Source organism: Aliirhizobium cellulosilyticum (genome assembly GCF_014198105.1).
GTDB classification, from domain to species: Bacteria; Pseudomonadota; Alphaproteobacteria; order Rhizobiales; family Rhizobiaceae; genus Neorhizobium; species Neorhizobium cellulosilyticum.
Genome location: NZ_JACIGW010000006.1, coordinates 17,118 through 41,733, shown reverse-complemented (window position 1 = coordinate 41,733; position 24,616 = coordinate 17,118). Strand labels below are relative to the sequence as shown.

The following is a 24,616-nucleotide window of genomic DNA, read 5'->3' as shown; positions in this document are numbered from 1 at the left end:
TTCTCAGCGGAACGGCGGAGAATAGAGCAGACCGCCATCCGTCCATAGACGGTTGTAACCGCGATCCCAGCCAAGCGGTTTCAGATGACGATCAAAGATCTCGCCATAATTGCCGACCGTTTTGATGATGTTGTAGGCCCATTTCGGATCAAGGCCGATTGCTGCGCCCAGCGCCGGATCGACGCCGAGGAAACGCTGGATGGCAGGATCTTCCGACTTCAGGAATTCATCGACATTCTTGGAAGTTATACCCCATTCCTCGGCCTGGATCGTGGCATTGACCGTCCAGTTGACGATTTCCAGCCAGCGGTCGTCACCGCCCGCAATGGCGGGCGCAAGCGGCTCCTTCGACAGGCGCTCGGGCAGAATGATGTAGTCATCCGGTTTCTTGAGCTGGGTGCGTTTTCCGACGAGGTCGGACGAGTCCTGGGTGATGGCATCGACACGTCCGGATTCGAGTGCGGCGATGAACTGTCCGGTATCCTCGATCGTTACCGGCGTGAACTTTTTGCCGGTCTTGCGGAAAAAGTCAGCCACGTTGAGTTCACCGGTCGTGCCGCTTTGTGCGCCAATCGTTGCGCCATCGAGATCCGCAGCTTTTGTGACGCCGAGATCCTTGCGGACGAGAATGCCCTGGCCGTCATAAAAGATCGTCGGGCCGAAGTGGAAACCGAGCTTGAACGCTCGCGTAACGGTCACGGTGACCCCCGAAAGCAGGATATCGAACTCGCCGCTCTGCAGTGCGGGAAGGCGCTGCTGTGGAGAGGAATTCGTGAACTCGACCTTGTCGGGATTGCCGAATACCGCGATTGACAGCGCGCGACCGTAGTCGATGAAGAAACCCTGCCATTTGCCAGCGCTATCCGGCGAGAAAAAGCCGGGCGTCGTGCCCACACCTACCTTGATCGTGCCGCGCTGGTTGATCTTGTCAAGCGTCGGTCCGGCGTTGGCAGGGGCAGAAAGGCATAGCGCCGAAACCACTATTGCAGCGATCGCCGGTTTCAGCGCGGCGCGAATAAGTCCTTGGGATTTCATATGAAAAACTCCTGATGACAATCAGGCTCCTGCCAGCGGTTTGTCCCCCGATGTGCCGAACCTGATATTACATTAATTTAATGGACTATTTTCGCGAGGGAGGGCTTTGCCGAAATAAGCGAGCTTTAGAAAAGGCATTTGCTTAATATCGCGGCACTCGGGATGAACTTGCTAAGGCTGACTGTCCGTTAGCGACTACAAATTCATTGCGCCGTCTCCCCAAGGGTCGGGAAGCTCCCGCGTGGCGCATAAACGAATGCGTGTGAATCTTTGCCGCTTACCTTTCATTCCTTCGCAGCACGATAGGCCGTTCGGGTTTCTCCAAAGCTGCAGGCCGTTGTTGGACCGCTACGGCCTTGGTCGGCTCACCGAAAACGATCTCTGCTCGGCTGCGGGAATGTCGGTGCCTCGGGACTGATACCGTTCGCATCCGGGCTATCCTCATCTCGAGGAGGCATTTTGCGTAGCCGATCTCAAAGTCAGGCAACGGGCCTTGTGAAGGTACTGGCAAGGTGGCGGCTGTTGACCATACCCAATCTCAGCCTGTCAGGGCTTTGGCATCCAGATGCGAAAATATCATCTTCATCATGCCGATTCATCGACCACAATTATTTAAGTGCGGCGGCGAGCGCAGAAATAAAAAATCTATAAAAATTATAGAATATTTGATCTGCTCGATACCTGATCCAAAGCAGAGGGCATCGCTCCGATAACGCCGATTTCCAATTCAACACCGAAGGATGGACACCAGCCATCCGCCAGCATTTCGCTTGCGTCGCGCAGTCGACAGAAGCTCCCTTCATTCACAAGACGGCGCATCACGGTGCCGTTCTCAATTGCATCAGATAAATCTAGAAAAGGTGAGAAATGAGTGAGTATGCGAACGCGCCATCAAGCGGCGCGCGCTTTTATGCGGTCAGATTGAAACCTGGCCAGGACGTCGTCAAAGAACTGAGAGCCTTCGTCAAGGCCAACAGTCTCAAGGCCGTTTCGATTGTATCGGTTGTCGGAAGTCTGAACACGGCGCTGCTCCGCTATGCAAATACAGGCGTCTGGGCTGAGGTCAGCGGGCATTTCGAGATCGTTTCGCTGGTCGGTACGATCGACGAGAAGGGCGAGCATCTTCATATCTCGCTTTCCGACCGGACAGGAAAAACGATAGGCGCCCATTTCGGTGAGGGGTCGGCTGTCTACACGACGGCGGAAATCACGCTCGCGGAATTCACCGATTTGTCGTTTCGCCGTGAACTCTGCCCGCAATCGGGCTGGGAAGAACTTGTGGTCGAACCACGCTCATCCATCTGAACATCAACGAGCGCATCAGTCTGGTCGGGGCCAGGCCGATGCGGCGCTCAATAGGGGGTAATATCCATGTCAACTACAACCAGAACCTATTTCGATACCAAGGTTCTTGCGCTTATCGCAGTGGCGATCGTGATCAACATCGTTGGCGGTCAATTCAATGATCTGCTGCGTTTGCCGATTTTCCTGGATTCAATCGGAACGATATTGGTGGCGGTGCTGGCGGGCCCCATTGCCGGCGCGATAACCGGCATATTCACCAACGTGATCATCGGGTTGATCTTTGCACCCGTTGCCGCCGCCTTCGCACCGGTCGCGCTGGTCATCGGCCTTGTTGCAGGTCTGCTGGCGAGAGCCGGCTGGTTCAAGACGATCTGGCAGACCGTGATTTCCGGCGTTGTCATTGCAGCTGCACTGACCGTCGTAGCCGTGCCGATCCGGATCTACCTTTTCGGCGGTGTCACAGGCTCCGGTGCCGATTTCTTCGTTGCTTATTTCTCAAGCGTTGGCCAGACCCTGGTCAGTTCCGTCGCATTCACGGTTTTCGGTGCGAACGTTGCCGACAAGGTGCTTTCCGCATTGCTTGTCTGGGGTCTGGTTCGGCAGTTGCCAGAACGACTGACTGGCGGTTACGACTATTTGAAGTTCAGCAGAGCTTCTGTTTGATGCTGAATACATCCATTTATTGCCCGGGGAAGAGTGTGATTCACCGGGCAAACCCGTTGACGAAATCAACCGCATTGCTTGCCCTCGTGGCGACATCTTTCATTTTGCCGCCGCTGATGCTCTGGATGGCAAGTGCGGCCATACTCCTGATCGGCGCATTTTCCGGGGTAGGACGAAATCTTGCCTGGCGGTACGTCGTTCTTTCGCTTCCATTTACCGTCGCTGTCTTCATCTTTCACGGCGCCATCCTTCCTAGGCCCGACATGAAACCGGCACTGGGATGGTTGTTCTACAGCTCGACCGGCCTGGATCATGCGTCGCTTGTCGGCGGGCGGATTTCGCTGATCCTGTCCGCATCGTTGCTGTTCGTGTCGACCACTGCGCCCGCAACACTGCTTCGGGCATTGGATGCTGCGCGCTGGCCGCCCGGCCTTTCCTTTCTTCTCGCAAGTCCGCTCCTGCTTCTGGATCAGTTTACCGCACGGGCAAAAGCGATCAGCAACGCTCAGCAAGCGCGCGGGCTGAGGGTCGATGGCACGCCGTGGCGGCGTCTGCAGGCATTGCGCATGCTGCTTGTCCCACTTTTGACTTCCGCACTCGCTGACGCCCAGGAGCGGTCCCATGTGTTGACGGCACGAGGGTTTAGGGCTCTGCCCTCCCGGACTGTGGTCGATCCACCTGCCGATACGCTATCACAGCGAGTTCTACGCTGGTTGCTGACCGTTCTCACAGCAACGGGAATCGTGGTTGTGGTGTTGCGATGATCGAGGTAATCGGCCTTCACGCGGGATTTGCATCCCGTGAGGTACTCAAGGGTGTCTCCCTGCGGGTCACCCAGGGAGAGCGGATTGCCGTTCTGGGCGGCAACGGTTCCGGTAAATCAACGCTTGCGGGATGGCTGGCAGGCTGGTTCAGTGGTGGCACTCACCGACTTACCGCAGGCGGCTGCCTGTGGAACGGCAGGCCGTGGGAGGACTACAGTCTGGCGGAGCGCGCCGCCTCCGTTCAGCTGGTCGGACAGTTTCCTGCGCAGCATATTTCCGGACGCGCCTTTACGGTAGCCGAAGAGATTGCGTTCGGCCCCGAAAACCTGTGTCTTCCGACGCATGAGATCATTACGCGGCGCGACGAAGCTCTCTCATCCTGCCGCTTGGAACATCTTGCTGACAGGGATCCCTTCACCCTGTCTGGCGGAGAGCAGCAGCGATTGGTGATCGCCTCGGCGCTTGCCCTTCGCCCGAAAGCCCTGATCCTCGACGAGCCATTCTCCAATCTCGATCCGGAGGCCCGTTCTCACACGCTTTCAGTCCTGAACGCTCTGCCTTCGGAAGTCAGCGTGATCATCATGGACACAAGTCCGGATACGGTTCTTGGATGGGCCAACCGGTTGCTCGTTCTCCATGAGGGAAAGCTTTGTGAGATGGAAAGCATGCGTGCTGCGCTTTTTGATCCGGCTGTGGTTGCAACAATCGGGCTGCCTTCCGTGACGCGAGGCTTTCTGGAGATTGAACCGGCCTTGGAAGCCGCAGAGCAGGTATCGCAAAGTAATCTTCCATTGACCCTGGATGAGGCAGCCGCGATTTTGAGGAGATCAAGAATTGCTCGAGCTTAGGAAACTTGGCTTTGCCTATCAGGGCCAGCCGGCATTGTTCGATGCCATCAGCGCGGTTGTCCCGGATGGGCATATCCTTGCGATCGTCGGTCGAAACGGGGCAGGCAAGAGTACTCTATTCAGGATCATCAACGGCCTTCTCAGGCCGCAGAGCGGCGATGTGCTCGTTGACGGGATATCGACGTCTGGCAAAAAGATATTCGAGATCGCGGCTTACATGGGGACAGTGTTCCAGTCTCCCGAGCAGCAATTGTTTGCAGCGCGCGTCGAAGACGAGGTGGCTTTCGGGCCGCAACAACTCGGATTGTCGACGGAGAAGATATTGGAGCGAGTGACCGACGCTCTGAACAGAACATCCCTGCTGGACCAGAGCACGCAGCATCCCCTTGATCTGTCGGCTGCCGAAAGACGGTTTCTGGCGATAGCATCCGTACTCGCAATGGCGCGCCCTGTCTTGCTGCTCGACGAAGCTCAACGAGGGCTTGATCGGGTGTGGACCGAACGACTGGAGGATGTTCTTGCCGCAGAGCGGGCGGCGGGCAAGTCGATCATCGTGATTTGCCACGATATGGATTTCGTCGAGCGAAATGCCGATACTGTTCTGGCGTTGGGAGGACTTAATCCGTGCCAGATCCCTGTGTCGGAGTTTTTCTCCGACAAGAAGCTCCTGACTGAAGTATCCGTGGAACCGCCGGTCGTCTATCGTCTGCGGGAATTCATGACTTAACTCCGTTATGTCATGGTGATTTTGGGGAACTGATGACTGATATCGTGCAACAGGTGAACGCTTGTTGGCGCGACTAACGGGAAGCCTGCCGATCGGAAAATGCTTTCCGCACGGCGAGCCCGAACCACGCCCCGGCGGTGCAGAAACCCAGAAAAATCCAGCCGGAAACGGCGCCTGCGTGAATGCCCGACAGCAAAACGCCAATGGTGCAGCCGAGTGCAATCATGCTTGCCCAGCCCATCATGATGCCGCCAAGCAGGCGGGCGATGAGCCCACGAAAGTCCGGCCAGGAAGGCTTGAACTGATCGGCGATCAAGGCGGAGGAGAAACTTGCAAGCACAAGCCCTCCCACGAAAACTCCGTTGGGCGACAGAATGCCTTGCTTGACGGCGCTGATGCAGCCACGGAGCGTGTCGAGCCCGGGCAAGCCCTCTGGCAAAACGGAAAGGCGTATTCCCGCAGTCCGGACGATACTTCCGAGCTCCGCGGTCACGCCGAGCGGTGCGACACGAAAATAGGTAAACGCGCTGATAGCTGCGACAAGGATCCCTGTTGCGACAGGAGACCACCGTGCAGTCCATACCCTCTTCAGCGGTGACAGTCGCCCCTGATCCTCGGCCGGGGTGCTGGACGTCATCGGAGCTATCTTCAGTGCCCCCGCCGTCAAGACCAGCAGAGCCACAAGCGTTGCAATCAGCGAACCCGCATAACCGAGATGGTGTGGCAGCCAAACCGGAGGATCGTCGAAGACCGTGAAAGTATATAGCCGGGGCCATGTCAGGAAGCCGAGAAGGAAGCCTATGGCGGCACCGCCGATCGCAACGAGCGAGCCGAAAGCGCCCTCTCCGAGACGATAAAAGTGGGCGGAGAGGCATGATCCGGATAAGGCCATCCCTAAGCCGAAGACGAAGGCGGCGAGCGCCAGTATGTAACCTGCCGGCCCGATATGCGCACTGGGGGGAAGGCGGCCTTCGAGCGGCAGCGGCATCCATGCGGTGATGATGATCTGATAGAGCACGGCGCCGGCGCCGAGTGCCACGAGTATGGCAATCGCACCATCGCTGCTGCGTCTTTCGAACAGGTCACGAAAATTGCACAGGAAGCAGAAGCGGCCGCGTTGCAGGACGATCCCGAATGCGGATCCTGCCAGCAGTGAGAACGCAAGAGCCCGGCCTTCCGCATCGATGGCGAGGGTGTAACTCGACGTGAGAAGGCCTGCGAGGATGATTGCAGCCGGCACGATGGCCATTCGAAAAGTCATGCGTAAAAGCCTGTTGAACCGAACTTCTGCCGGACAGCTCTCACGAGAGCTGTCCGGCAGAACCAATTAGATGCAGTGGCTGGATTATTTGCCGGTCCAGATCGTTCCGGAAGGATTGCTGACCGGTACTCCGACCGCATTTCCATATTCGGTCCAGGAGCCATCATAATTGCGAACGTCGTAGCCGAGGATTTTCTTCAGCGCGAACCACGTGTGGCTGGAGCGTTCGCCGATGCGGCAATAGGTGATGATCGGCTTTGAACCGTCCACGCCTTTCGCTGCGTAGAGAGACTTGATTTCGTCTGCCGGCTTGAATGTCCCGTCGGCATTGACGATGGAGCCCCAGGGAACATTGACGGCACCGGGGATGTGACCGGCCCGAACCGACAGCTCCTTCACGCCTTCCGGCGCGAAAATCTTGCCGGAATATTCATCGGCAGAACGGATGTCGATCAGCTTGATATCGTGTTTGCCTTCCGCAACCGCGACCACATCGGTGAACCGGGCGCGCACGGAAGGATCCGGATCCTTGACCTTGAGGTTGGTTGCGGCATGCTCCGTGGCCTTGCTGTCGAGTGGAAGACCTTTTGCCTCCCAAAGCTTGCGACCGCCATCCAGCAGCTTGACGCGATCTCCCAGGCCGTAGGTTTCGAAGACCCAGGCCCCCCCAGGCCGCGAACCAGTTATTGTTGTCTCCATAAAGAACGATTGTCGTGTCCTCGCCGACGCCGGCGGCCTGCAGATGCTTCTCGAAGGTTTCGCGGCCGGCAATATCGCGTCGTTCGCGATCGACAAGATCCGTGTGCCAGTTGAGATTGGCTGCGCCGGGAATATGGCCTCGCTCATAGGCTCCCGTGTCGACGCTGACTTCGAATATCCGTACCTTTGGATTGTCGAGGTTCTTTTGAACCCACTCGGCATCGACCAAAGCATCCGATGCATAAGCTGCCGTTGATGCCATAAATGCGATCAGCGCAGTGGAAATTGCAGTCTTGATTGCGGACATAACCTCACCCCTTTCAGTAAGCGATGAGCAAGATGGCCGAACGGGCAGACGCTGATAAGGAACAAAACTCCATTAATTAAGTAGAAAATAAACAATGCAGCTTTATCGACTTTTGCGGGAAGATTATGAATCCATTCCGGATTATCACGGAAAAGTTCTTCTCTGGGTTGCGTATGGCGCCAAGGTTGCTGAATTCCAGCATCACGCACCTCACATGGGATTGAGGTGAAAAACATTCCGTGGTGACATTTGGTGCGTGACTAAAGTCAATCGTTCGAACGTAAATGAATTCCCCTACGCCGGCGAAACCAGCAAAGTCATTCCTTCATCCAACGCGCAGTTCCGCTTAGTCTTCCCTCGACCCGTCGCCTGCTATCCTTATGCGATTTGCTGACGGGCTGTTCCCTCTGGAGGCTGAAGCCTCACGACTATCAAGGGCGCCGTATATCGGTCGCCCTTCTTTTTTGCTCTTCGTTCGCCGGCCTTTCCGATGTCCCCTTGTTGGCTAGTAAAAGGCCGACGTGCTGATCGGGATAACGACCGCAAGCAAGACAAAAAATGGGCTCGTCGATCGCTTGGGAATTTTCCTTATCCATTTATTCTATAAAAATAGCAGTTTTTTGCTGTCTTGCCGGCCTCATGCGCTCCTATTCTTTAGGGGTGGAAACAACAGGGGACCGGATATTTCCGGGCAGAGGGCAAAATGAACATCAAAACCATTCTTACGGCCGCGGTTTTTGGTATCGGCAGCGTCGTTGCGGCCGTCAGCGCTCACGCCGCTGACAAGAAGGTCGTCGTCGCCTATCAGACCGACGCGCTTCCCTCATCCGTTGCCATTGCCAATGGCGAGTTCTCCAAGGAAACCGGTTACGAGATTGACTTTCGAAAGTTCAACTCCGGGGCCGAAATTTTCGCGGCGATCGCTTCCGGCGATGTTCAGGTCGGCTATGTCGGTTCGAGTCCGTTTGCTGCAGCCACGTCACGCGGGTTGGCGGTAAAGGCATTTTACCTTTCCTCCATCTCCGGCATCGATGAAGCACTGGTTGTCCGCAATGGCTCGGGCATCGACAGTCTGTCGGACCTCAAGGGCAAGAAGCTTGCGGCAGCTCCAGTTTCGACGGACCACTATCAGCTTCTCGCATTGATCAAATCTCTTGGCCTTACCGAACGGGACGTCCAGGTTTTTGCAATCCCGCAGCCCGAGATCGTTGCAGCGTTCAATCGCGGCGATCTCGATGGCGGCTTCGTCTGGGATCCGGCGCTGACTGAACTCAAGAAGAGCGGCAAGGTTCTCGTCACGTCGAAGGAAGTTGCCGAAAAGGGAGCACCGACTTTCTCCGCCTGGGTTGCTGCGAGCAAGTTCAGCGACGACAATCCGGAATTTTTGAAAAAATTCGCAGGTGTCATCAACAAGTATTACGCTTCGTTCGCGAAGGACAAGGCCGCCTGGAATACTGACAGCGCCAACGCCAAGGAACTCGCAAAGCTTCTTGGCGGCACAGCCGAGCAGCAGGCTTCGGCACTCAACAACCTCAACTTGCTGACGCCGCAGGTGCAGGCATCTGCCGAATGGTTGGGTGGCGGCGAAAAATCAGGTGCCGCCAAGATCCTCAAGGACACTGCACAGTTCCTGAAAGATCAGGGCAAGGTGACAGAAGTGCTGCCGAGCTACGCCGAATTCGTCACGGCTGATGCACTTGCCGGCGCCAGCAACTGATGAAACGGGACGCCGGGTGAAAAACCTGGCGTCCCGACTTGAGAAGGACACCCCCATGCTCAAGATCGAACGCGCGAGCGTCTATTTCAAAACCGACCAGGGCCGTATCGTCCATGCGCTGGACCAGGTCTCACTGGATATTCCGGACAAGGGATTTGTCGTTGCGCATGGTGCCTCGGGTTGCGGGAAATCGACACTCCTCAATGCCATTGCGGGCTTCCTGCCATTGTCCGACGGGACAATCACGCTCAATGGGAGCTCAGTATCGGCGCCGGGATCGGATCGAGGCGTGGTTTTCCAGAAGGATACGTTGCTCCCCTGGAAGAATGTTATCGACAATGTCGCGCTCGGGCTGAAATTTGCTGGTGTCTCGAAGACTGAGCGAACACGTCGCTCCGCAGCACTGCTCGATCTGGTCGGGCTGAGCGATTTCGCCAAAGCCTTTCCTTACGAGCTTTCCGGCGGCATGCGCCAGCGGGTCGGTATCGCGCGGGCGCTTGCAGCCGATCCGGACACGCTTTTGATGGATGAGCCTTTCGGTGCGCTCGACAGCATGACGCGCGAGCAGATGCAGGAACTTCTGGTCAATGTCTGGAAACAGACCGGAAAGCGCATTTTCTTCATTACCCATTCCGTTGAGGAAGCGCTCTTCCTTGGTACCCAGGTGATCGTCATGTCACCGAGGCCTGGTCGCATCGTCGCGCGCTTCAATCTCGACTTCGTCCGGCAGTTTGCCGACACGGGAGATGCGCGAGCGATCAAGACATCGTCAGACTTCAACAACCTGAGAGAAGACATCCGGGCGCTCTTGCATGGCGGGCAGGATGCGAGGAGTGCTGCGGAATGACGGATATTATTGAAACCGTACCGGGCATCGCGCTTCCGGAAGCTGAAAAACCGCGCATTGTCGAGATGACTCGGTTCGGTACGAGCGGCAGCAGGACGTTGGCAATCAGCGTTCTGACCGCGCTTCTGATCATTTTCGCATGGTGGGGCGCAGCAAAGCTTGCAGTCGTGCCTCGTCTTTTCCTGCCGACACCTCAGGACGTGCTGACCCAGTTTAATCTCATTTTGAATGATGGTTATGCAGGCGCCTCGCTTGGCGAGCATATTACCGCAAGCCTGTTCCGGATTCTGACTGCGGCGGCGATCGCGATAACCGCGGCCATACCGATCGGTCTTCTGATGGGTCTCAACAGGTGGGCAAAAGGCATCCTGGATGTGCCTATCGAGTTTTATTGGCCGCTGCCGCCACTCGCCTATCTGCCGTTGATGATCATATGGCTCGGCATCGGCGAGACTTCGAAGGTGACGCTGCTCGTTCTTGCCATGTTCGCTCCCATCTGCCTTTCAGCGCAGGCCGGCGTCAGGTCCTTGCCCATCGAGCGGGTCAATGCTGCGCGCTCTCTGGGCGCAAGTCGCCTGCAGCTTTTTCGCGACATCGTTTTCCCCACCGCATTGCCGGAAATCCTGACCGGCATCCGTATCGCACTTGGTGTCGGCTGGAGCACGCTGGTGGCCGCGGAACTGATCGCTTCCAATCAAGGTATTGGTTACGTAATCATGTCTGCGTCACATTTTCTCGCAACGGATGTCGTGTTTGTCGGTATTCTGATTATCGCTGCATGTGCTTTCGTATTCGGTCTGGCGGTTCGTTTCCTTGAGGTTCTGCTGGTGCCCTGGAAAGGCCGGCTCTGATCGTTCCGTGATACCTTCAAACCGCATCCGACATGCGATGCCCGATCGCCATCCAGGTGGTGATGAAGGCGGATGATGGATGACAAGAGATATTTGACAAGGAGGCGCGGTCTCTGCCGGGCGGCACCTCAGATTTTAGAGTTGGTAAGATGACTGCAAGACCGGACAAACAAGACCCAAACACTCTTTCCTTCGAAACGCTGGCGGTACATGGTGGCAATGAGGTCGATACGGCTTCCGGAGCGATCCGGACGCCAATCGTCATGGCAAACTCCTATCATTTGCCGACCGATCCTTCCGACGTCGACTGGTCCGACACCAGCATCGCGCTTTACACCAGAAACTCCGGTCACAACCAGATCAGGCTTCAGCAGAAGCTCGCGGCCATGGAGCAGGGCGAGGATGCTGCCGTGTTCGCCACCGGTGTCGCTGCCCTTCACGCCGTGTTCTTCACGCTGCTGAGAACCGGCGATCACGTCGTCGTCAGTGATGTGACCTATGAGGCCGTGTGGCGTCTTTTTGCGGAACTGCTTCCTGAACGTTACCAGATCGAAGCGACATTCGTCGATACGAGCGACATCGAGGCGGTCAAGGCGGCGATCCGCCCGAACACGAAACTGATACATACAGAAACGATAGCTAATCCGACGACAAAGGTTTCCGACATCGCAGCCTTGTCCTCCGTTGCAAAGCACGCGGGCGTGCTTCTCAGCGTCGACTCGACCTTTACGCCGCCGCCTCTGTTTCGACCCTTGGCAAGCGGAGCCGATCTCGTCATTCACTCCCTGACGAAATACATCAATGGCCACGGTGACGCCATGGGTGGGGCCGTCATAGGCAGTAGGGACCTTGTCCAGCGCATAAAGGGCGACGCACTTGTCGATGTCGGGGGAAGCATCGCGCCGTTCAACGCCTGGCTGATCATGCGTGGCTCCGTGACCCTTCCTTTACGGTTGGCACAACATTGCCGGTCCGCAGAGTTCGTCGCACATCATCTCGCGTCCGATCCCCGCATCGCCTATGTCCATCACCCATCATTGCAGAGCCATCCGCAGCATGAAATTGCCACACGTCAGTTCGGCGCCAGGGGATTTGGGGGTGTGATCGCGTTTGCTCTCGAAGGCGATCCTGCGACACAAAATCGCTTTGTTTCGAACCTGAAAGTGATCACTTCGGCCGTCTCACTTGGTCACGATGAGAGTCTGATCGTGCATGTTGGCGCAACGGCGAGAGGCGGTTCCGACCGTTGGCCGGATGAGTTTCGAAAGTACGGTCACCTGCGCCTGTCGGTCGGGCTCGAGGAAACCGACGATCTCATCACAGATATAACAGCTGCTCTGGATCTCACATTCGACGGATGACATCGAATGGGCGACGAAGGCGGGATCGATCCTTCCCACTTGCGAAAAACAAAAAACTCTGACCGCAAGGCGTTCGTGCAATAGAGCTCCAGAAATTGGCTGCAGAATAGTGCACTAATTCTGTAGACAATATTGACCGCAGCAACGTTCTGGCCGAGCATCCGGTATTGTGATGAACCGGAGCTGGAGGTGTTTCATGATCGCGAGCAGCCTTCCTTTATTTGGGTTTGACCTCTTTGCGTTTTCGGCGCGTCCTCGGCTGTCGCAGGACCTGGCGGTACGCTCCGAGCGACAAGCTCGTATCGATCTCAATCAGGCTGATGACGAGAATCCGTCGCCGGAAGAGCGGCATCCCGAAAGCTTCTATTGGGGAATTCACCTGCCCTATTGAACCACAAGTGATTCAATGGCGTTGCCGTGCACGAGTCTCGTTTCGTGACGGTGGCCTGTAACCTTTGCGGATGATCAAAAAGGGAGAATACGCATGACGTCGACTTTGCCTGCGCTACAGGACGGACACGCACCAATCACCCTGCAATATCTCTTTCGCGATGCCCTTCACGAGTTTGAAGACTGGGACGCTTATGTCCCGGAACCGGAGGTGGCTTTCGGTCAATATGTCGTCCGAATATCTGAGGTGTTCGAGGCTCTTAGAGGGTGCTCGGACATTGTGCCGGCCAGCATTGCCGGGGGCGTCGTCGACAGGCTTTCGAAGCCATGGGAAGGCGAAGGGCCTCTGGACGAAATGGAGTTTTCGACCGCAGCGCGGGTGATGAGCGTTCTCGTCCGCAAAAGGCTGCTGGCGGAGCAACGATCCGAACTGCCTGGATCAATCAAGAACCACTGAACCGCCTTGCAGCCTCGTTCAGTCGTTCAGGAGGCTGCAATCCCGGAACGATTCGGCATACGCGGAATGCTGGCCAGCAGGGCGCGCGTATAATCATGGCTGGGATTTGCAAGGATGGTGCGCGTTTTCCCGCTTTCGACGATGCGGCCTTTCTCCAGAATGATCACGTCCTCGCAAAGCGATGATACGAGGCTCAGATCGTGTGATACCAGCACGAAGGTCGTCGTTCGCGACAGCTCCTTCAAAAGCTCGACAATGCGAATGCGCGTGGAAAGGTCCAGCGCACTGACCACCTCGTCTGCAAGGATCACATCGGGTCGGGAAACAATGGCTCGCGCAATGGCGATGCGCTGTCTCTGACCGCCCGAAAATTCATGCGGATAACGCTCGGCGGCATCGGCCGTCAGCCCGACCGCCGTCAATGCCTGCAGGACGGCAGTCTTCCTGTCGCCTTTGATGCCCAGCGAGCGAAGAGGTTCGGCAATGATGTCGAAAACCCGTTGGCGTGGATCGAGTGAGGAATAGGGATCCTGGAAGACTGCTTGCACCCCGCTACGGAAGCGACGCATGAATTCGCGGTTCCCGAGGTCAAGCCGACGCCCCTCGAAGCGAATCTTGCCGGTCGTCGGGATATTGAGACCAAGCAGAAGGCGCAGCAGTGTCGTCTTGCCCGAACCGGACTCGCCGACGATGCCGAGACTGCGGCCTTTCTCCAGGGTAAGGTTCACGTCATGGAGCGTCTTGCGCTGCCGAGTATAGGAAAAGGATACATCACGGATGTCGATGAGGCTCATCTGGCGATCTCCAGAGCGTTGTCGAATGCACGCGCTGCCGCGACAAGACTTTGTGTATAGGGATGGCCCGGCCGCCCGAATACATCCGAAACCGCGCCGGTCTCGACGATACGGCCGTGCTGCATGACCACCACGCGGTCCACAGCGCCGGCGACGACCGGAAGGTCGTGGCTGATGAAAAGCAATGCCATATCCCGTTCCTTCACGAGACGCGCCATGAGCGCGAGGATTTCGGCCTGTGTGGTCACATCCAGCGCCGTTGTCGGCTCGTCGGCAATCAGCAGCTTGGGTTTGCACGCAAGTGCCATGGCGATTGCTGCCCGCTGACGCTGTCCGCCGGAAATCTCGTGTGGCCAAGCGTCGACGATGCGATTGGGCTCGGGCAGTGCGACCTGATCGAGCAGGGCCACCACCTCTTTCGTGATGCTTGCCTTGTCCGTCGTGGCTCCGTCACGCTTGGCACGCCGTTTGACCGCTTCGCCGACCTGCCTGCCGATCTTTACCAATGGGTCGAGCGCGGTCAGCGGTTCCTGAAACACGACGGCCGCGGCCGTTCCGCGCAACGGCACGAGATCACGGTCTCGCGCACCGATCACCTCGCGACCGCCGAGCAGGACCGAACCGGACGCCTTCAATGTATCGGGCAGCAAACCAATTGCGGCGAGTGCAGTCAGTGACTTGCCGGAGCCGGATTCACCGATAAAACCGACACGTTCTCCGCCATCGATTGAAAGCGAGACATCGGCGACCAGCGGTTTTCCGCCGGTCTGGATTGCCAGGTTCTCGATCTTGAGCAATGCGGTCATCGGCGGCTCCTGCGGGTCGGGTCGGCCAGATCGCGCAGGCCATCGGCAAGAAGGTTGATGCCGATTACCAGTGAAACCAGCGCAAGACCCGGCGCAATCGCTCCGATAGGAGCCGTATATACGGTTGCCTGTGCTTCCTGCAGCAGCCTTCCCCATGATGCATTCGGGGGCGGAGCGCCAAGGCCAAGATAGGAGAGCGAGGCCTCGGCAATGACGGCGAGGCCGAATTGCAGCGCCAGATTGACGAGCAATGTCGGCCATATGTTCGGCAGGACATGGATCCACACGACGCCCATCCAAGATGTGCCGGATATGCGTGAGGCCGTGATGTAATCCATAGACAGTACGCGCTTGGTGAGGATGCGTGTGAGCCGCGCGACGATGGCGGAATTGGCGATGCCGATCGCGATGATCGCGGTCCAGAGGCTTGCGCCATCGCTCGATGCAACGATCAGCATGGCAAGCAGCAGCGTTGGAAAGGCGATCAGGATATCGAGGCCGGCGGCCAGAACGTCATCCAGGGTCTTCGATGCGAAGGCTGCCAACAATCCGATCGTGATGCCGATCAACCCGCCGATGAGGATCGCTCCGGTGCCGACGGTCAGCGCGATGCGCGAGCCGATCATGATCAGCGAAAAGAGATCGCGGCCAAGTCTGTCAGTGCCGGCCAGATGCTGGAACGACACGGCCTCCAGACGCCCCCCCGACATCGCGGCTGGGTCGTAAGGCGTCCAGATCAGTGTCATGAGGCCGATAGCAAGATGCAGGCCGACAATCAGAGCGCCGATAGTGAATGTCCAGGAGCGTCGCTTCCGTCCCTGTTCCGAGCTTGTCATGGTCGTGGTGTTGCTCATCGTGCTGCCCCACCGCTGCGGTCTCTCAAGCGTGGATCGATCAGCCGCTGTGCCAAGTCGGCGAGAAAGCCTACGAGCAGAACCAGAAGCGTCGAAACGAACAGCACGCCCTGCACGTTGGGATAGTCTCGCTGCTCTATGCCGAGCAGCAGCATGGAGCCGAGACCCGGTAGCGAAAAAACGCGTTCGACGACAACGGCACCAAGCAGGGTGGAGGCAAGCTCGATGCCGAGGACCGAAATGACCGGCACGGAAGCGTTACGGATACCGTGGCGGATCAACGCCTCGGTAAAGCTTGCGCCAAGTGCACGGGCGGTCCGCAGATAATCGCTTCCGAGCACATCCTGGGTCGCGGAGCGCACGTAGCGGATCAGTGACGCCGACATGACGATCGCAATGGTGATGACCGGAAGAACGAGCGCATCGAATGCCGCTTCCGGCCTCTGCCAGCCGCGGGGAGGAAAACCGCCGGAAGGAAAGAGCCTGAGATTGACCGCAAAGACGGTCACCAGAAGGATGCCGATCCAGAACACAGGGACGGCAATTCCGAACTGGGAGACGACCGATATCAGAGAACCGTACCAGCGGTTCGATTTGACCGCGGCAATGATCCCGAGCGGCAGCGCGATCGCAAGCGCCAGAAGAAATGCCATCAGCGTCAACGGTACCGTTACGGCCAGTCGCTTGCCGATCTCCGGCAGGACAGGCGCATGGCTGATGAAGGATGTGCCGAGATCGAAGCGAGTCAGGCTGGAGACGAAACGGAAGAATTGTTCAGAGAGCGGCAGGTCCGAGCCCACCTGGCGGCGCGCCGCCTCGATCTGCTCGGGGTCGGCGCCGACCGAGACCAGCGCATTGGCGGGATCACCCGGCAACAGGCGCAGAAGCAGGAACAGCACCGCAGCCGCGATGAGGATGGATATGAGAAGAATGACCAGACGACGAAACAGATAGGAAAGAATGGTCGGCACCTTTCATGGGAAAGCCGCCCGGAGGAACCGGGCGGCCAGCCTTATAACGCAGATTATCGATTTGCCGAGAGCAGGATGATAATCAATCGGCTTTCTTGATGTTACCCGCGAAAAACTGTGCGTTCAGCCCATTGAGCGGATAGCCGGAGACCGATTTGGCCGCCACGACGATCTGCGGATAGAGATAGAGCCAGTTGCTGGCAGCATCCTCGGCAATGATCGTGTTGGCTTCCTTCAGCCTTGCCATCTGCTCGTCTGTCGTGGTGCTGGCTTCTGCCTGCTTGATCAGATCGACAACCTTCGGATTGTTGTAACCCCAGTAGAAATCGGGATTGCCGTAGAAGACGATGTCGCGGTGATTCACATGCTCCTGCAGTGTCGCCTGGAAATCATGCGCCTTGTAGATCTTCGAATACCATTCGTTGGCGGTGATGACGTTGATGTTCACCTTGACGCCGATCTTTGCGAGTTCGCTCTGCAGGAACTGCGCGGCGATCGGATGCGGATCGTAGTTCGGCGTATCGATGGTGAAGGAGAAGCCATCCGGATAACCGGCCTCCTTCAAAAGCGCCTTGGCACCTTCGACGTCATAGGCGTCGGTCTTGGTCAGGTCGACGAACCACGGATCGGTCGGCGGCACCATGGAGCCGATCAGCGTGCCGTAATCGCCCCAGACCGCCTTCAGCAGCTTGGCATCGTCCACCGCACGGGCAAGCGCCTTGCGAACCTTGACGTTATCGAATGGAGCGACGCGGTCGTTATAGGCCAGCAGCAGCTTGGTGGTAGACTGGCCTTCAGCGACGGTAAAATCGGCATTGTCCTTGAACTGGGCAAGCGAATCCGGGCTCTGGACGGAGGTAATGATATCGACCGAGCCCGTCAGAAGCGCGTTGTTGAGCGCTGTCGCCTCGGTGAAATACTGGAATACGACATCTCCATTATCAGGTTTCTGGCCCCAATATCCATCGAAGCGGGTGAGCGCCAGCGAGGAACCGCGGCGCCAGTCCGCAAGCTCATAAGGCCCGGTGCCGTCTTCGGTGGCGGTCAGGTTTGTCGCCGTATCGTTGACGATCCAGACATAGCTGAGATTGTAGGGCAGCGAGATAGACCGGGACGAAAGCTTGATCACGACGGTCGCATCGTCAGGCGTCTCGATGCCGGCGATCGGCTTCAGGCTGTTTTTACGCGAACTCTTCGATTCGGCGGAGGTAACACGCTCGATCGAGAACTTCACATCCTTGGAGGTGAGCGGATCGCCGGAATGGAATTTCACATTCGGCTGCAGGGTGAACGTGTAGGTAAGGCCATCGTCGCTGACCTTGAATTCCTTGGCCAGAACCGGCTCCACATTGCCTGTGTCGGCAAGCCGGAAGAGACCTTCATAGACATTGTTGTTGAATGCTTCGTTGATGCCCTGGCCGGCGCCGGCCGTGTTGTCGAGGTTCTGCGGCTCGTAAAGCGAACCAATATTGATCGTGGCATCCGCGTCGAAATCGGCGGCTTGCGCAGATCCTGCCGCCAGCGCGGAAAGAAGGATCGCTGCAATCGCGGTGCGCGCGCTTGCCTGTCTGTTTTTCAGGGTTGAGCCCATAAGGGTCGTCAAACCGCTCATCTTAAAACTCCCATTCACTGGCCGATCGGGCCATCATTCACGTCGCGCAGCATAGCCTAGTCGCAATCCACCGGAAGAGCGACGAGGGTAAAAAAGCGGTCTTGAAGGGAATGCGCTGCTCTTGCAGCAGAGGGGTATGAGAAATTTGTTTCGGTTCTGGAACTTTGGGCTCAGTCCGATTAAGTCCTTCACATACATCAGGGATTGGATCAGGACATGAGCGATATCGACCGAAAGCGTGCAGCCAGGCTGATGAATGAGGCCGGAATCGATGCGCTTGTCCTCTTCCAGCCGGAAGCTTTTCGTTACGCTGTCGGCGCGCCGGCAGGCGTAGCGACTATGTGGGGGCGGGCAGGGGCCGCGGTGGCGCTCGTCCCCGCCCAGACAGACGCACCACTTGCAGCCATTGTCAGCGACCACGCCGCGTCTGCACTGCGCGCCAATGCACCAGAAGTCGATATCCGAACCCATCGCATCTGGATCGATATGCTCGATGTGACCGGTGCGGAGACGGTGCAGGAGATCAATGAGGCCTATCGACGGACCGGCACAGGCGGGCCTCGTCCCGAGACGTTCGATCGATCCGTGGTTTTCGCTCTTCTCGGCGATCTCTTGCAAGAACGTGGCCTGACGAACGCGCGTCTGGCTGCCGATCTCGAATTCATGCCGGCTGCCGATTTTAAAGCTCTCAAGGAAAGTTTGCCGCAAGCCGAATGGCTGGACGGCTCGACTGTGCTGAGACGGTTACGGGCGGTAAAGACTGCTGACGAGATAGAGCGTTTGCGCCGAGCCTCTCAAGCCGCCGAAGCCGGTTTGACGGCAATGGCGCAGGCAATCCGGCCTGGCGTATCCCTGCCGGAACTTTCGGCCGCGTGGAAAGCCGGTGCGCAGATCGCCGCTTCCAACGGTGGCTTCTCGCTCAGCGGACATTGGGATTACATTTCTGTCGGCGCGGATCTTGCCAACATGACCGCGGTGGTAGCGCCGGGCGACCTCATCAAAGCCGACGTTGGAACGCTCGTCGACGGTTATTCTTCAGACGGAGCGAGAACCTACACATTTGGTCGACCTTCCGGGCTTGCGATCGATGTCTTCAAGGCGCTCGAAACGGCGTTCCATGCCGGGCTTGCGCAGATCCGGCCCGGCAATCCCTTCAGCTCGGTTCATGCGGCGATGCTTCAATCGATGCGCAAGGACGGTTTTGCAGAATATTACCGGGGCCATTTTGGACACGCGGTCGGTGGAAGTGTCGGCATCGAGGAATGGCCGTTCTTTTCCGCTGGCAATATGGAGATCATCGAGCCGAACATGGTCGTGGCGCTGGAAGCGCCATTCTATGGTCAAGGACTGGGGGCCTTGATGATCGAGGATCAGTTTCTTGTAACTGATTCAGGGGCCGAATGCATGAATCGCCTGCCTCGTGGGTTGGTTGACGTGAGCAATCTTTAGGTCAGTCCGCCGCTCCGAAATCCCGCTCGAATTTGACGCCTTCCGCATGCCAGGCGATGTGTTCCATAGTAGGGCATACCCACCCGCTATTTCAGCCGGATCACAAAGCCTGATCGCTGAACCTCTGTGCGAGCGATATCCGCAAATCTCTTGAAGTCCTCGTCCGTCACATCGACGCTGAGGGCATTTATAGTTACGGCACCAAGAAATATCCCGTCCGCCTCGAATAGTGGAATTGAGATCGAGGCATAATGCCTCAACCTTTCACCGCGCGAGATGGCAAAACCGTCTTCCCTGACCGTCCGATAGAGTTGGTTGTCCGGCTCGGAATAGGCGAGAAGCACGCGTGCAGCCGACCCGCCATGCGAAAGCGAGACCGACGCGCCGACATCCACGAAGTAGCTGTGGTTGCGATTCATCCGGCTGCGAACAAGACAGAGGCGATTGCTTTCCGTCCGGATGTAGAAGGCGGTTACCTGATTAACCTGATCGCTAATCCGGTTGAGCGGCTCGGCAATCCGGTTGACCAGATTGGACGTCGCCTTGAAGATCGCCGCGAGCCGCATGTTCATCGGCCCCGGTGAATAACTGCCATCCGCATGCCGTTCCAGAAATCCCCAATTCGATAGCGATTTCAGCGCCCTGAGTGTTGTCGCCTTGTCCAGGCCCGAGATCTCCGAGATCTCGCGCAGATGCATCTGGCTGCGCTCCATGGTGAACAGGCTGAGGATTAGAAGTCCCCGATCAAGGACGCCTGCAGGCGGTGCATTTTCGTGGTTTTCGGCTGAATCGAGTGTCATCCGGACATCCTAGTCATCGCGCAAATCTTGACAAGCACGCTCCATGAGTTTTATTAAATGAAATACATATCATTGAATGAAACAGTTTGCTACCGTTTTATTTGCTTGAGCAAAAACCTTCCGGTCTCCCGCAAAAGATTGGAAATCCGTTCTCTAGCGAATTGATGGACAATATCGAGGCGATCAAAGACACATGAAAATCACATCGGTCGAGCCAATATTCGCGGACATTTTCCTGTTCGTGCGCATCACCACTGACAAGGGCATTGTCGGCTACGGCGAGTGCGGCACCTGGGGGCATTATGATGCCGCGGCTGCCGCCATCCAGCGCTTCGGGCGGTTTCTGGAAGGGCAGGACCCGACGACGATCGAACGGCACTGGAATGTGATGTTGCGCGCCAACCACTATACGGGTGCGGCGATCAACGGCGCGGTATCCGCCATTGACATGGCGCTGTGGGATATCAAGGGTAAGGCACTGGGTGTGCCCGTCCACGAGCTGCTCGGAGGCCGAATGCGTGATCGCGTCCGCCTTTATGCCTGGGTCAAGGGTCGTAGCGCCGACGAATTCGTCGAGCAGGCACAGATGCGCAAGGAGCAGGGATTTACCGCGATCGGTCATCTCAATCCGCTGATGGATGATGCCGACAGCGTCCATTACCGCTCCCATGCCTCGCAGATGCAGGCGGGCGCCGAGCTTGTCGAGCGGGTCCGCAAGGCTGTCGGACTTGAGGTCGATATCTGCCTCGAGCTGCATCGCCGCCTGTCGGTGCCGGAGGCGATCACGCTTGCCCGTCTGGTCGAGCCGTCGCTGCCGCTGTTTTACGAAGATCCGGTCAAGCCGGCCTCGATCCCGGCCATGGCGCGGGTCGCCGAAAAGATCGCCATCCCGATCGCTACCGGCGAGCGTTTCATCAACATCCAGCAGTTCCAGGAATTGCTCGATACTCGCGCGGCCGAATATCTGCGTGTATCGGTCGGCGTTTGCGGCGGTATCACGGCGGCCAAGAAGATTGCCGCCATGGCGGAAGCGAGCGATGCACAGATCGTTCCGCACAATCCGGTCGGCCCGATCGGACTTGCAGCCTGCCTGCAGATCGATGCGGTGATCCCCAATTTCGCCATCCAGGAGTATCCGCTCGGCACGCCGCATATCGACCAGCGCACTGGTCTCGCCGGCGAAGACATGCTCGTCGACTTTCCCAAGGCCGAAGGTGGCTTTCTTGCCATCCCGGATGGCCCTGGTCTCGGCGTCGAACTGCGGCCGGGTTTCGAGGAGAAATTCCCGCGCCGCGAACGCCCGATCCAGAACATCAAGATGCGCGCTCATTTCGACGGCTCCGTCGTCGATCACTGACATTCCCATCCATCGCATTTGACGGCCGCTGGCGAAATGCCGCGATCTCAACCTGACCAGGAGACGTAAGTATGGACAATGATTTTCGACATCGCGGCAGCAACGGCGTGCTGGCGATGAACCGTCGGCAGTCGCTGAAGCTGCTGGGCATCGGTAGCCTGGCGCCGCTGGCCGGCGGGCTTTTCGCACGCCAGGCCTTTGCAGCCGAGAATGACGTGCTGCGCATCATCCACCCGGCCTTCTCTTCCGACTGGTCGCCGCTGCGCGGTGGCGGTCAAAGCTACCGCCTGAACTCCTTCTGGGTCGCAGCCCCGCTCTATTATACCGGCAAGGGCGAGCTGAAGCCCTACATCTTTGCAAAATGGAGCGCCAACGCCGACAACACGGTCTGGCAGTTCGAGATCGCCGAAACGGCTCGCTTCTCTGATAACAGCCCGATCACGGCGGCCGACGTCAAGGGTTCGTGGGAATTGGCGGCGATGCCGGCCACCAAGAACCAGCGTATCGATCAGGTGCTGTCCACGGTTCAAGGTTACGGCGCGATCAGCGGCGGCAAGGCGACCGTGCTCGAGGGCGTCGTTGCCCTTAACGACCGCACGATCGAGGTGCGGCTGAGTGCGCAAGACCCGATGTTTGCGGCAAAGCTTGCCAATCATCTGGCGCCGATCGTCAAGGTGTCGCTGGCGCGTGGTGCCGATGGCAACGAAGTGCCCGGCTGGTGGAACCCGACCGATCACGCCGTAATCGTCAGCGGTCCTTTCGTGCCGGTCAAGATGGATCTCGATGCCGGAACCTTCGTTTTCGAGCGCAACGCCAATTTTTTGGGCCCTGCGCCGTCGCTGCGCCGCATCGAGGTTCAGGTCATCGAGGATGCCTCGACAGCAACGGCTGCTCTCAAGTCGGGCCAGTTCGACGTCCACACCCTGATCCAGACAACGACGCTGATCGGCGATCTCGGGGCAGATTTCCTATCTGGTCCGCTTGCGCCGGAAGGCGATCATTTCTGGCTGAACATCAGCCGCAAGCCGACCGACGACATCAACGTGCGCAAGGCGTTGATTTCGGCGGTGGATCGCGAACAGCTGTGGAAGCTTACCTTCCCGCAGGGACCAGAAGTGCGCGCAACGCAGATCCTGACGGCCGTGCCCGGCATCGATCCGAATTTTCGCGAACTGCCCTTCGACCCGGATGCAGCCCGTCGTTTTCTGGCGCAGTCGAGCTATGGCAGTGCGGCGGCATTCCCGCGCATCAACTTTGTCGGCATTTCCCGTCAGGTCGCCGAAGCGGCCGCCCAGTATATCGCCGAACAGTGGCGCACCGTGCTTGGCGTCGAGTCGGTTGCCATGAAGCCGCAGATCGACAAGTTCGAAGGCCCGGACCAGAACCGCGTCCAGATCTTCCGTGACAATGTCGGTACCCGCGTTTCCGACAGCACGACCTATCTGCGCGGCATCGTTCATTCCTCGTCGTCGAACGCCAAGAACAAGCTCGGCGGCTACAAGAACGAACAGGTGGACGCACTCCTGGACAAGGCGTCCATTCTTGCCGCAGGTTCGGAAGAACGGCTGGCGCTTGCCCGCCAGGCGCAGCAGTTGGCCGCCGACGATGCCATTTACATTCCGTGGGCCTATCGCAACATGCCGCAGATGGCGATGCCGTGGGTCAAGGGCATCGAGAAAAACATGGACTGGCAGGTCAGCGAGCCCTGGAACGTCACCGTAAGCCGCAGCTAAGCCGAATGCATGGCTGCGTGCCTTCCAAGGTCCGCAGCCATGCCCGGTTTTCAGAGGAACTGAATGGCCTTTTTCATTCTCAAGCGTGTGCTGACATGGATACCGTCGATCCTCGTCGTCATGTTCGGCATTTACGCACTGGCCTTTTATGGCGCTGGCGACCCGATCAAGCTGATGTTCCTCAGCGCGCCGGGCGATGTCGCTTATGATCCGGCCCGTATCGACGCCATTCGCGAGGCCGCCGGACTGAACCGGCCGTTCCTCGAACAGTTCAGCTCCTATCTGTGGAACCTGCTGCACGGCGATCTCGGCAATTCGCTGGTGTCCGGCCGTGCGGTCAGCTCCATCATTGCCGTTGCAGCGCCTGTGTCGTTGCAGCTCGGCCTGGTTACTATCGTGGTCACGGCGCTTGTCGGCGTGCCGCTCGGCATGGCCTGCGCCTTCCATCAGGGGCGGGCACTCGACAATCTGGTGACGTCCGTGGCGCTGTTGTTATGGGCGGTGCCCGCCTATGTCATCGGTCCTCTCATGCTGGTGTCGCTGATCATTTTGCGACCGGGTGAAACGCTGCCGATCGGTTGGGGCGGCCTCACTGATCCGCGCGTCATCCTGCCGGTTCTGGTTCTGGCCCTGCAGCCGATTGCGCTGATCCAGCGCCAGACGCGCGCCGCCGTGATCGACATCCTGTCCGAAAATTTCATTCGCACGGCCGTTGCCAAGGGCGTGCCGCGTTTTCGCATCGCGGTGGATCACGTCATGCGGCCGGTGCTGACCCCGATCGTCACCCAGCTCGGCATCATTCTGATCACCTTCATCAACGGCGCCATTTTTGTGGAAGTGGTGTTCGGCCTGCCGGGGCTCGGACGCCTGACGATCAGCGCCATGACGGATTCGGACTATCCGGTGATCATGGCCTTGGTGCTGATCGGCACGGTGGCGGTGCTGTCGGCCAATCTTCTCGTCGAAGTGCTCTATCCGCTTCTCGACCCGCGCGTGCAGGCAAGGTGA

The 24,616-nt window shown here is 58.0% G+C and carries 23 protein-coding genes and 2 pseudogenes; 16 read left to right on the top strand and 9 right to left on the bottom strand.

Features of this window, described 5'->3' with window-relative positions; translation table 11 throughout:
- Positions 1-3 precede the first annotated feature (3 nt).
- Positions 4-1,035, bottom strand: coding sequence for an amino acid ABC transporter substrate-binding protein (locus GGE33_RS21270; protein ID WP_183686646.1), 1,032 nt, complete (start codon positions 1,033-1,035; stop codon positions 4-6).
- 335 nt (positions 1,036-1,370) lie between these two features.
- Here GGE33_RS21270 and GGE33_RS27560 point away from each other — a divergent pair.
- The 6 genes and pseudogenes from GGE33_RS27560 to GGE33_RS21245 form a co-directional block, all read left to right on the top strand.
- A pseudogene (locus GGE33_RS27560) lies at positions 1,371-1,510 on the top strand (alkanesulfonate monooxygenase); the annotation flags it as partial.
- Between the two features lie 392 nt (positions 1,511-1,902).
- On the top strand, positions 1,903-2,340 hold the full coding sequence (locus tag GGE33_RS21265; RefSeq protein WP_183686642.1) for a PPC domain-containing DNA-binding protein: 438 nt from the start codon (positions 1,903-1,905) through the stop codon (positions 2,338-2,340).
- Positions 2,341-2,406: 66 nt separating this feature from the next.
- On the top strand, positions 2,407-3,003 hold the full coding sequence (locus GGE33_RS21260; RefSeq protein ID WP_183686639.1) for an ECF transporter S component: 597 nt from the start codon (positions 2,407-2,409) through the stop codon (positions 3,001-3,003).
- Positions 3,003-3,767 (top strand): energy-coupling factor transporter transmembrane component T family protein, encoded by a 765-nt coding sequence (locus GGE33_RS21255; RefSeq protein ID WP_281388856.1) that lies wholly within the window; start codon positions 3,003-3,005, stop codon positions 3,765-3,767. The genes GGE33_RS21260 and GGE33_RS21255 overlap by 1 nt, the downstream gene beginning before the upstream one ends.
- Positions 3,764-4,615, top strand: a complete 852-nt coding sequence (locus GGE33_RS21250; RefSeq protein ID WP_183827648.1) for an energy-coupling factor ABC transporter ATP-binding protein — start codon at positions 3,764-3,766, stop codon at positions 4,613-4,615. The genes GGE33_RS21255 and GGE33_RS21250 overlap by 4 nt, the downstream gene beginning before the upstream one ends.
- Positions 4,602-5,342, top strand: coding sequence for an energy-coupling factor ABC transporter ATP-binding protein (locus GGE33_RS21245; RefSeq protein ID WP_183827645.1), 741 nt, complete (start codon positions 4,602-4,604; stop codon positions 5,340-5,342). Before GGE33_RS21250 ends, GGE33_RS21245 begins: the two co-directional genes overlap by 14 nt.
- Positions 5,343-5,415: 73 nt before the next feature.
- Here GGE33_RS21245 and GGE33_RS21240 read toward each other — a convergent pair whose 3' ends face one another.
- Complete coding sequence (locus GGE33_RS21240) at positions 5,416-6,603, bottom strand: YeeE/YedE family protein (protein ID WP_183827641.1); 1,188 nt, start codon at positions 6,601-6,603, stop codon at positions 5,416-5,418.
- Between the two features lie 84 nt (positions 6,604-6,687).
- Positions 6,688-7,564 (bottom strand): annotated as a pseudogene (locus GGE33_RS21235) (sulfurtransferase).
- Between the two features lie 748 nt (positions 7,565-8,312).
- Between GGE33_RS21235 and tauA the strand changes: the two are divergent.
- The 6 genes from tauA (at position 8,313) to GGE33_RS21205 (ending at position 13,232) form a co-directional block, all read left to right on the top strand.
- Entirely contained in the window at positions 8,313-9,326 is a 1,014-nt protein-coding gene (gene tauA / locus GGE33_RS21230) for a taurine ABC transporter substrate-binding protein (protein ID WP_183827638.1), read from the top strand.
- A 55-nt stretch (positions 9,327-9,381) separates the two neighbouring features.
- Positions 9,382-10,173 (top strand): taurine ABC transporter ATP-binding protein, encoded by a 792-nt coding sequence (locus tag GGE33_RS21225; RefSeq protein ID WP_183827635.1) that lies wholly within the window; start codon positions 9,382-9,384, stop codon positions 10,171-10,173.
- On the top strand, positions 10,170-11,024 hold the full coding sequence (locus tag GGE33_RS21220; protein ID WP_183827632.1) for an ABC transporter permease subunit: 855 nt from the start codon (positions 10,170-10,172) through the stop codon (positions 11,022-11,024). The genes GGE33_RS21225 and GGE33_RS21220 overlap by 4 nt, the downstream gene beginning before the upstream one ends.
- 149 nt (positions 11,025-11,173) lie before the next feature.
- On the top strand, positions 11,174-12,385 hold the full coding sequence (locus tag GGE33_RS21215) for a trans-sulfuration enzyme family protein (protein ID WP_183827629.1): 1,212 nt from the start codon (positions 11,174-11,176) through the stop codon (positions 12,383-12,385).
- Between the two features lie 196 nt (positions 12,386-12,581).
- Entirely contained in the window at positions 12,582-12,776 is a 195-nt protein-coding gene (locus GGE33_RS21210; RefSeq protein WP_183827626.1) for a hypothetical protein, read from the top strand.
- A 93-nt stretch (positions 12,777-12,869) separates the two neighbouring features.
- Positions 12,870-13,232 carry a BRA0787 family protein gene (locus tag GGE33_RS21205; protein WP_183827623.1) on the top strand — a complete coding sequence of 121 codons (363 nt, stop codon included), beginning with the start codon at positions 12,870-12,872 and terminating at the stop codon, positions 13,230-13,232.
- 26 nt (positions 13,233-13,258) lie between these two features.
- Here GGE33_RS21205 and GGE33_RS21200 read toward each other — a convergent pair whose 3' ends face one another.
- From GGE33_RS21200 to GGE33_RS21180, 5 genes are all read right to left on the bottom strand, one after another.
- Positions 13,259-14,026, bottom strand: a complete 768-nt coding sequence (locus GGE33_RS21200; protein WP_183827620.1) for an ABC transporter ATP-binding protein — start codon at positions 14,024-14,026, stop codon at positions 13,259-13,261.
- Positions 14,023-14,832: an ATP-binding cassette domain-containing protein gene (locus GGE33_RS21195; RefSeq protein WP_183827617.1), complete on the bottom strand. Its 810-nt coding sequence runs from the start codon at positions 14,830-14,832 to the stop codon at positions 14,023-14,025. The genes GGE33_RS21200 and GGE33_RS21195 overlap by 4 nt, the downstream gene beginning before the upstream one ends.
- A complete protein-coding gene (locus tag GGE33_RS21190; protein ID WP_246436367.1) occupies positions 14,829-15,668 on the bottom strand; it encodes an ABC transporter permease in 840 nt (279 codons plus the stop codon). The genes GGE33_RS21195 and GGE33_RS21190 overlap by 4 nt, the downstream gene beginning before the upstream one ends.
- A 14-nt stretch (positions 15,669-15,682) precedes the next feature.
- Entirely contained in the window at positions 15,683-16,657 is a 975-nt protein-coding gene (locus GGE33_RS21185) for an ABC transporter permease (protein ID WP_343062594.1), read from the bottom strand.
- 82 nt (positions 16,658-16,739) lie between these two features.
- A complete protein-coding gene (locus GGE33_RS21180) occupies positions 16,740-18,248 on the bottom strand; it encodes an ABC transporter substrate-binding protein (RefSeq protein ID WP_183828094.1) in 1,509 nt (502 codons plus the stop codon).
- Positions 18,249-18,485: 237 nt separating this feature from the next.
- Here GGE33_RS21180 and GGE33_RS21175 point away from each other — a divergent pair, with 237 nt between their 5' ends.
- Entirely contained in the window at positions 18,486-19,718 is a 1,233-nt protein-coding gene (locus GGE33_RS21175; RefSeq protein ID WP_183827611.1) for a M24 family metallopeptidase, read from the top strand.
- 86 nt (positions 19,719-19,804) lie between these two features.
- Here GGE33_RS21175 and GGE33_RS21170 read toward each other — a convergent pair whose 3' ends face one another.
- On the bottom strand, positions 19,805-20,518 hold the full coding sequence (locus GGE33_RS21170; RefSeq protein ID WP_183827608.1) for an IclR family transcriptional regulator: 714 nt from the start codon (positions 20,516-20,518) through the stop codon (positions 19,805-19,807).
- A 193-nt stretch (positions 20,519-20,711) separates the two neighbouring features.
- On the opposite strand from GGE33_RS21170, the gene dgoD reads away from it, so the two are divergent.
- The 3 genes from dgoD (at position 20,712) to GGE33_RS21155 (ending at position 24,616) form a co-directional block, all read left to right on the top strand.
- Positions 20,712-21,875, top strand: coding sequence for a galactonate dehydratase (gene dgoD, locus GGE33_RS21165; RefSeq protein ID WP_183686605.1), 1,164 nt, complete (start codon positions 20,712-20,714; stop codon positions 21,873-21,875).
- Between the two features lie 71 nt (positions 21,876-21,946).
- Positions 21,947-23,608, top strand: a complete 1,662-nt coding sequence (locus GGE33_RS21160; RefSeq protein WP_246436346.1) for an ABC transporter substrate-binding protein — start codon at positions 21,947-21,949, stop codon at positions 23,606-23,608.
- 63 nt (positions 23,609-23,671) lie between these two features.
- Positions 23,672-24,616: an ABC transporter permease gene (locus tag GGE33_RS21155; protein ID WP_183827605.1), complete on the top strand. Its 945-nt coding sequence runs from the start codon at positions 23,672-23,674 to the stop codon at positions 24,614-24,616.

Bases quoted from the DNA above. Each gene is read 5' to 3' on its own strand.
- GGE33_RS21270 (WP_183686646.1), bottom strand. From the start codon at position 1,035: ATGAAATCCCAAGGACTTATTCGCGCCGCGCTGAAACCGGCGATCGCT.
- GGE33_RS21250 (WP_183827648.1), top strand. From the start codon at position 3,764: ATGATCGAGGTAATCGGCCTTCACGCGGGATTTGCATCCCGTGAGGTA.
- GGE33_RS21215 (WP_183827629.1), top strand. From the start codon at position 11,174: ATGACTGCAAGACCGGACAAACAAGACCCAAACACTCTTTCCTTCGAA.
- GGE33_RS21255 (WP_281388856.1), top strand. From the start codon at position 3,003: ATGCTGAATACATCCATTTATTGCCCGGGGAAGAGTGTGATTCACCGG.
- GGE33_RS21260 (WP_183686639.1), top strand. From the start codon at position 2,407: ATGTCAACTACAACCAGAACCTATTTCGATACCAAGGTTCTTGCGCTT.
- dgoD (WP_183686605.1), top strand. From the start codon at position 20,712: ATGAAAATCACATCGGTCGAGCCAATATTCGCGGACATTTTCCTGTTC.
- GGE33_RS21195 (WP_183827617.1), bottom strand. From the start codon at position 14,832: ATGACCGCATTGCTCAAGATCGAGAACCTGGCAATCCAGACCGGCGGA.
- GGE33_RS21225 (WP_183827635.1), top strand. From the start codon at position 9,382: ATGCTCAAGATCGAACGCGCGAGCGTCTATTTCAAAACCGACCAGGGC.
- GGE33_RS21205 (WP_183827623.1), top strand. From the start codon at position 12,870: ATGACGTCGACTTTGCCTGCGCTACAGGACGGACACGCACCAATCACC.
- GGE33_RS21220 (WP_183827632.1), top strand. From the start codon at position 10,170: ATGACGGATATTATTGAAACCGTACCGGGCATCGCGCTTCCGGAAGCT.
- tauA (WP_183827638.1), top strand. From the start codon at position 8,313: ATGAACATCAAAACCATTCTTACGGCCGCGGTTTTTGGTATCGGCAGC.
- GGE33_RS21175 (WP_183827611.1), top strand. From the start codon at position 18,486: ATGAGCGATATCGACCGAAAGCGTGCAGCCAGGCTGATGAATGAGGCC.
- GGE33_RS21240 (WP_183827641.1), bottom strand. From the start codon at position 6,603: ATGACTTTTCGAATGGCCATCGTGCCGGCTGCAATCATCCTCGCAGGC.
- GGE33_RS21265 (WP_183686642.1), top strand. From the start codon at position 1,903: ATGAGTGAGTATGCGAACGCGCCATCAAGCGGCGCGCGCTTTTATGCG.
- GGE33_RS21210 (WP_183827626.1), top strand. From the start codon at position 12,582: ATGATCGCGAGCAGCCTTCCTTTATTTGGGTTTGACCTCTTTGCGTTT.
- GGE33_RS21170 (WP_183827608.1), bottom strand. From the start codon at position 20,518: ATGACACTCGATTCAGCCGAAAACCACGAAAATGCACCGCCTGCAGGC.
- GGE33_RS21200 (WP_183827620.1), bottom strand. From the start codon at position 14,026: ATGAGCCTCATCGACATCCGTGATGTATCCTTTTCCTATACTCGGCAG.
- GGE33_RS21180 (WP_183828094.1), bottom strand. From the start codon at position 18,248: ATGGGCTCAACCCTGAAAAACAGACAGGCAAGCGCGCGCACCGCGATT.
- GGE33_RS21160 (WP_246436346.1), top strand. From the start codon at position 21,947: ATGGACAATGATTTTCGACATCGCGGCAGCAACGGCGTGCTGGCGATG.
- GGE33_RS21190 (WP_246436367.1), bottom strand. From the start codon at position 15,668: ATGACAAGCTCGGAACAGGGACGGAAGCGACGCTCCTGGACATTCACT.
- GGE33_RS21155 (WP_183827605.1), top strand. From the start codon at position 23,672: ATGGCCTTTTTCATTCTCAAGCGTGTGCTGACATGGATACCGTCGATC.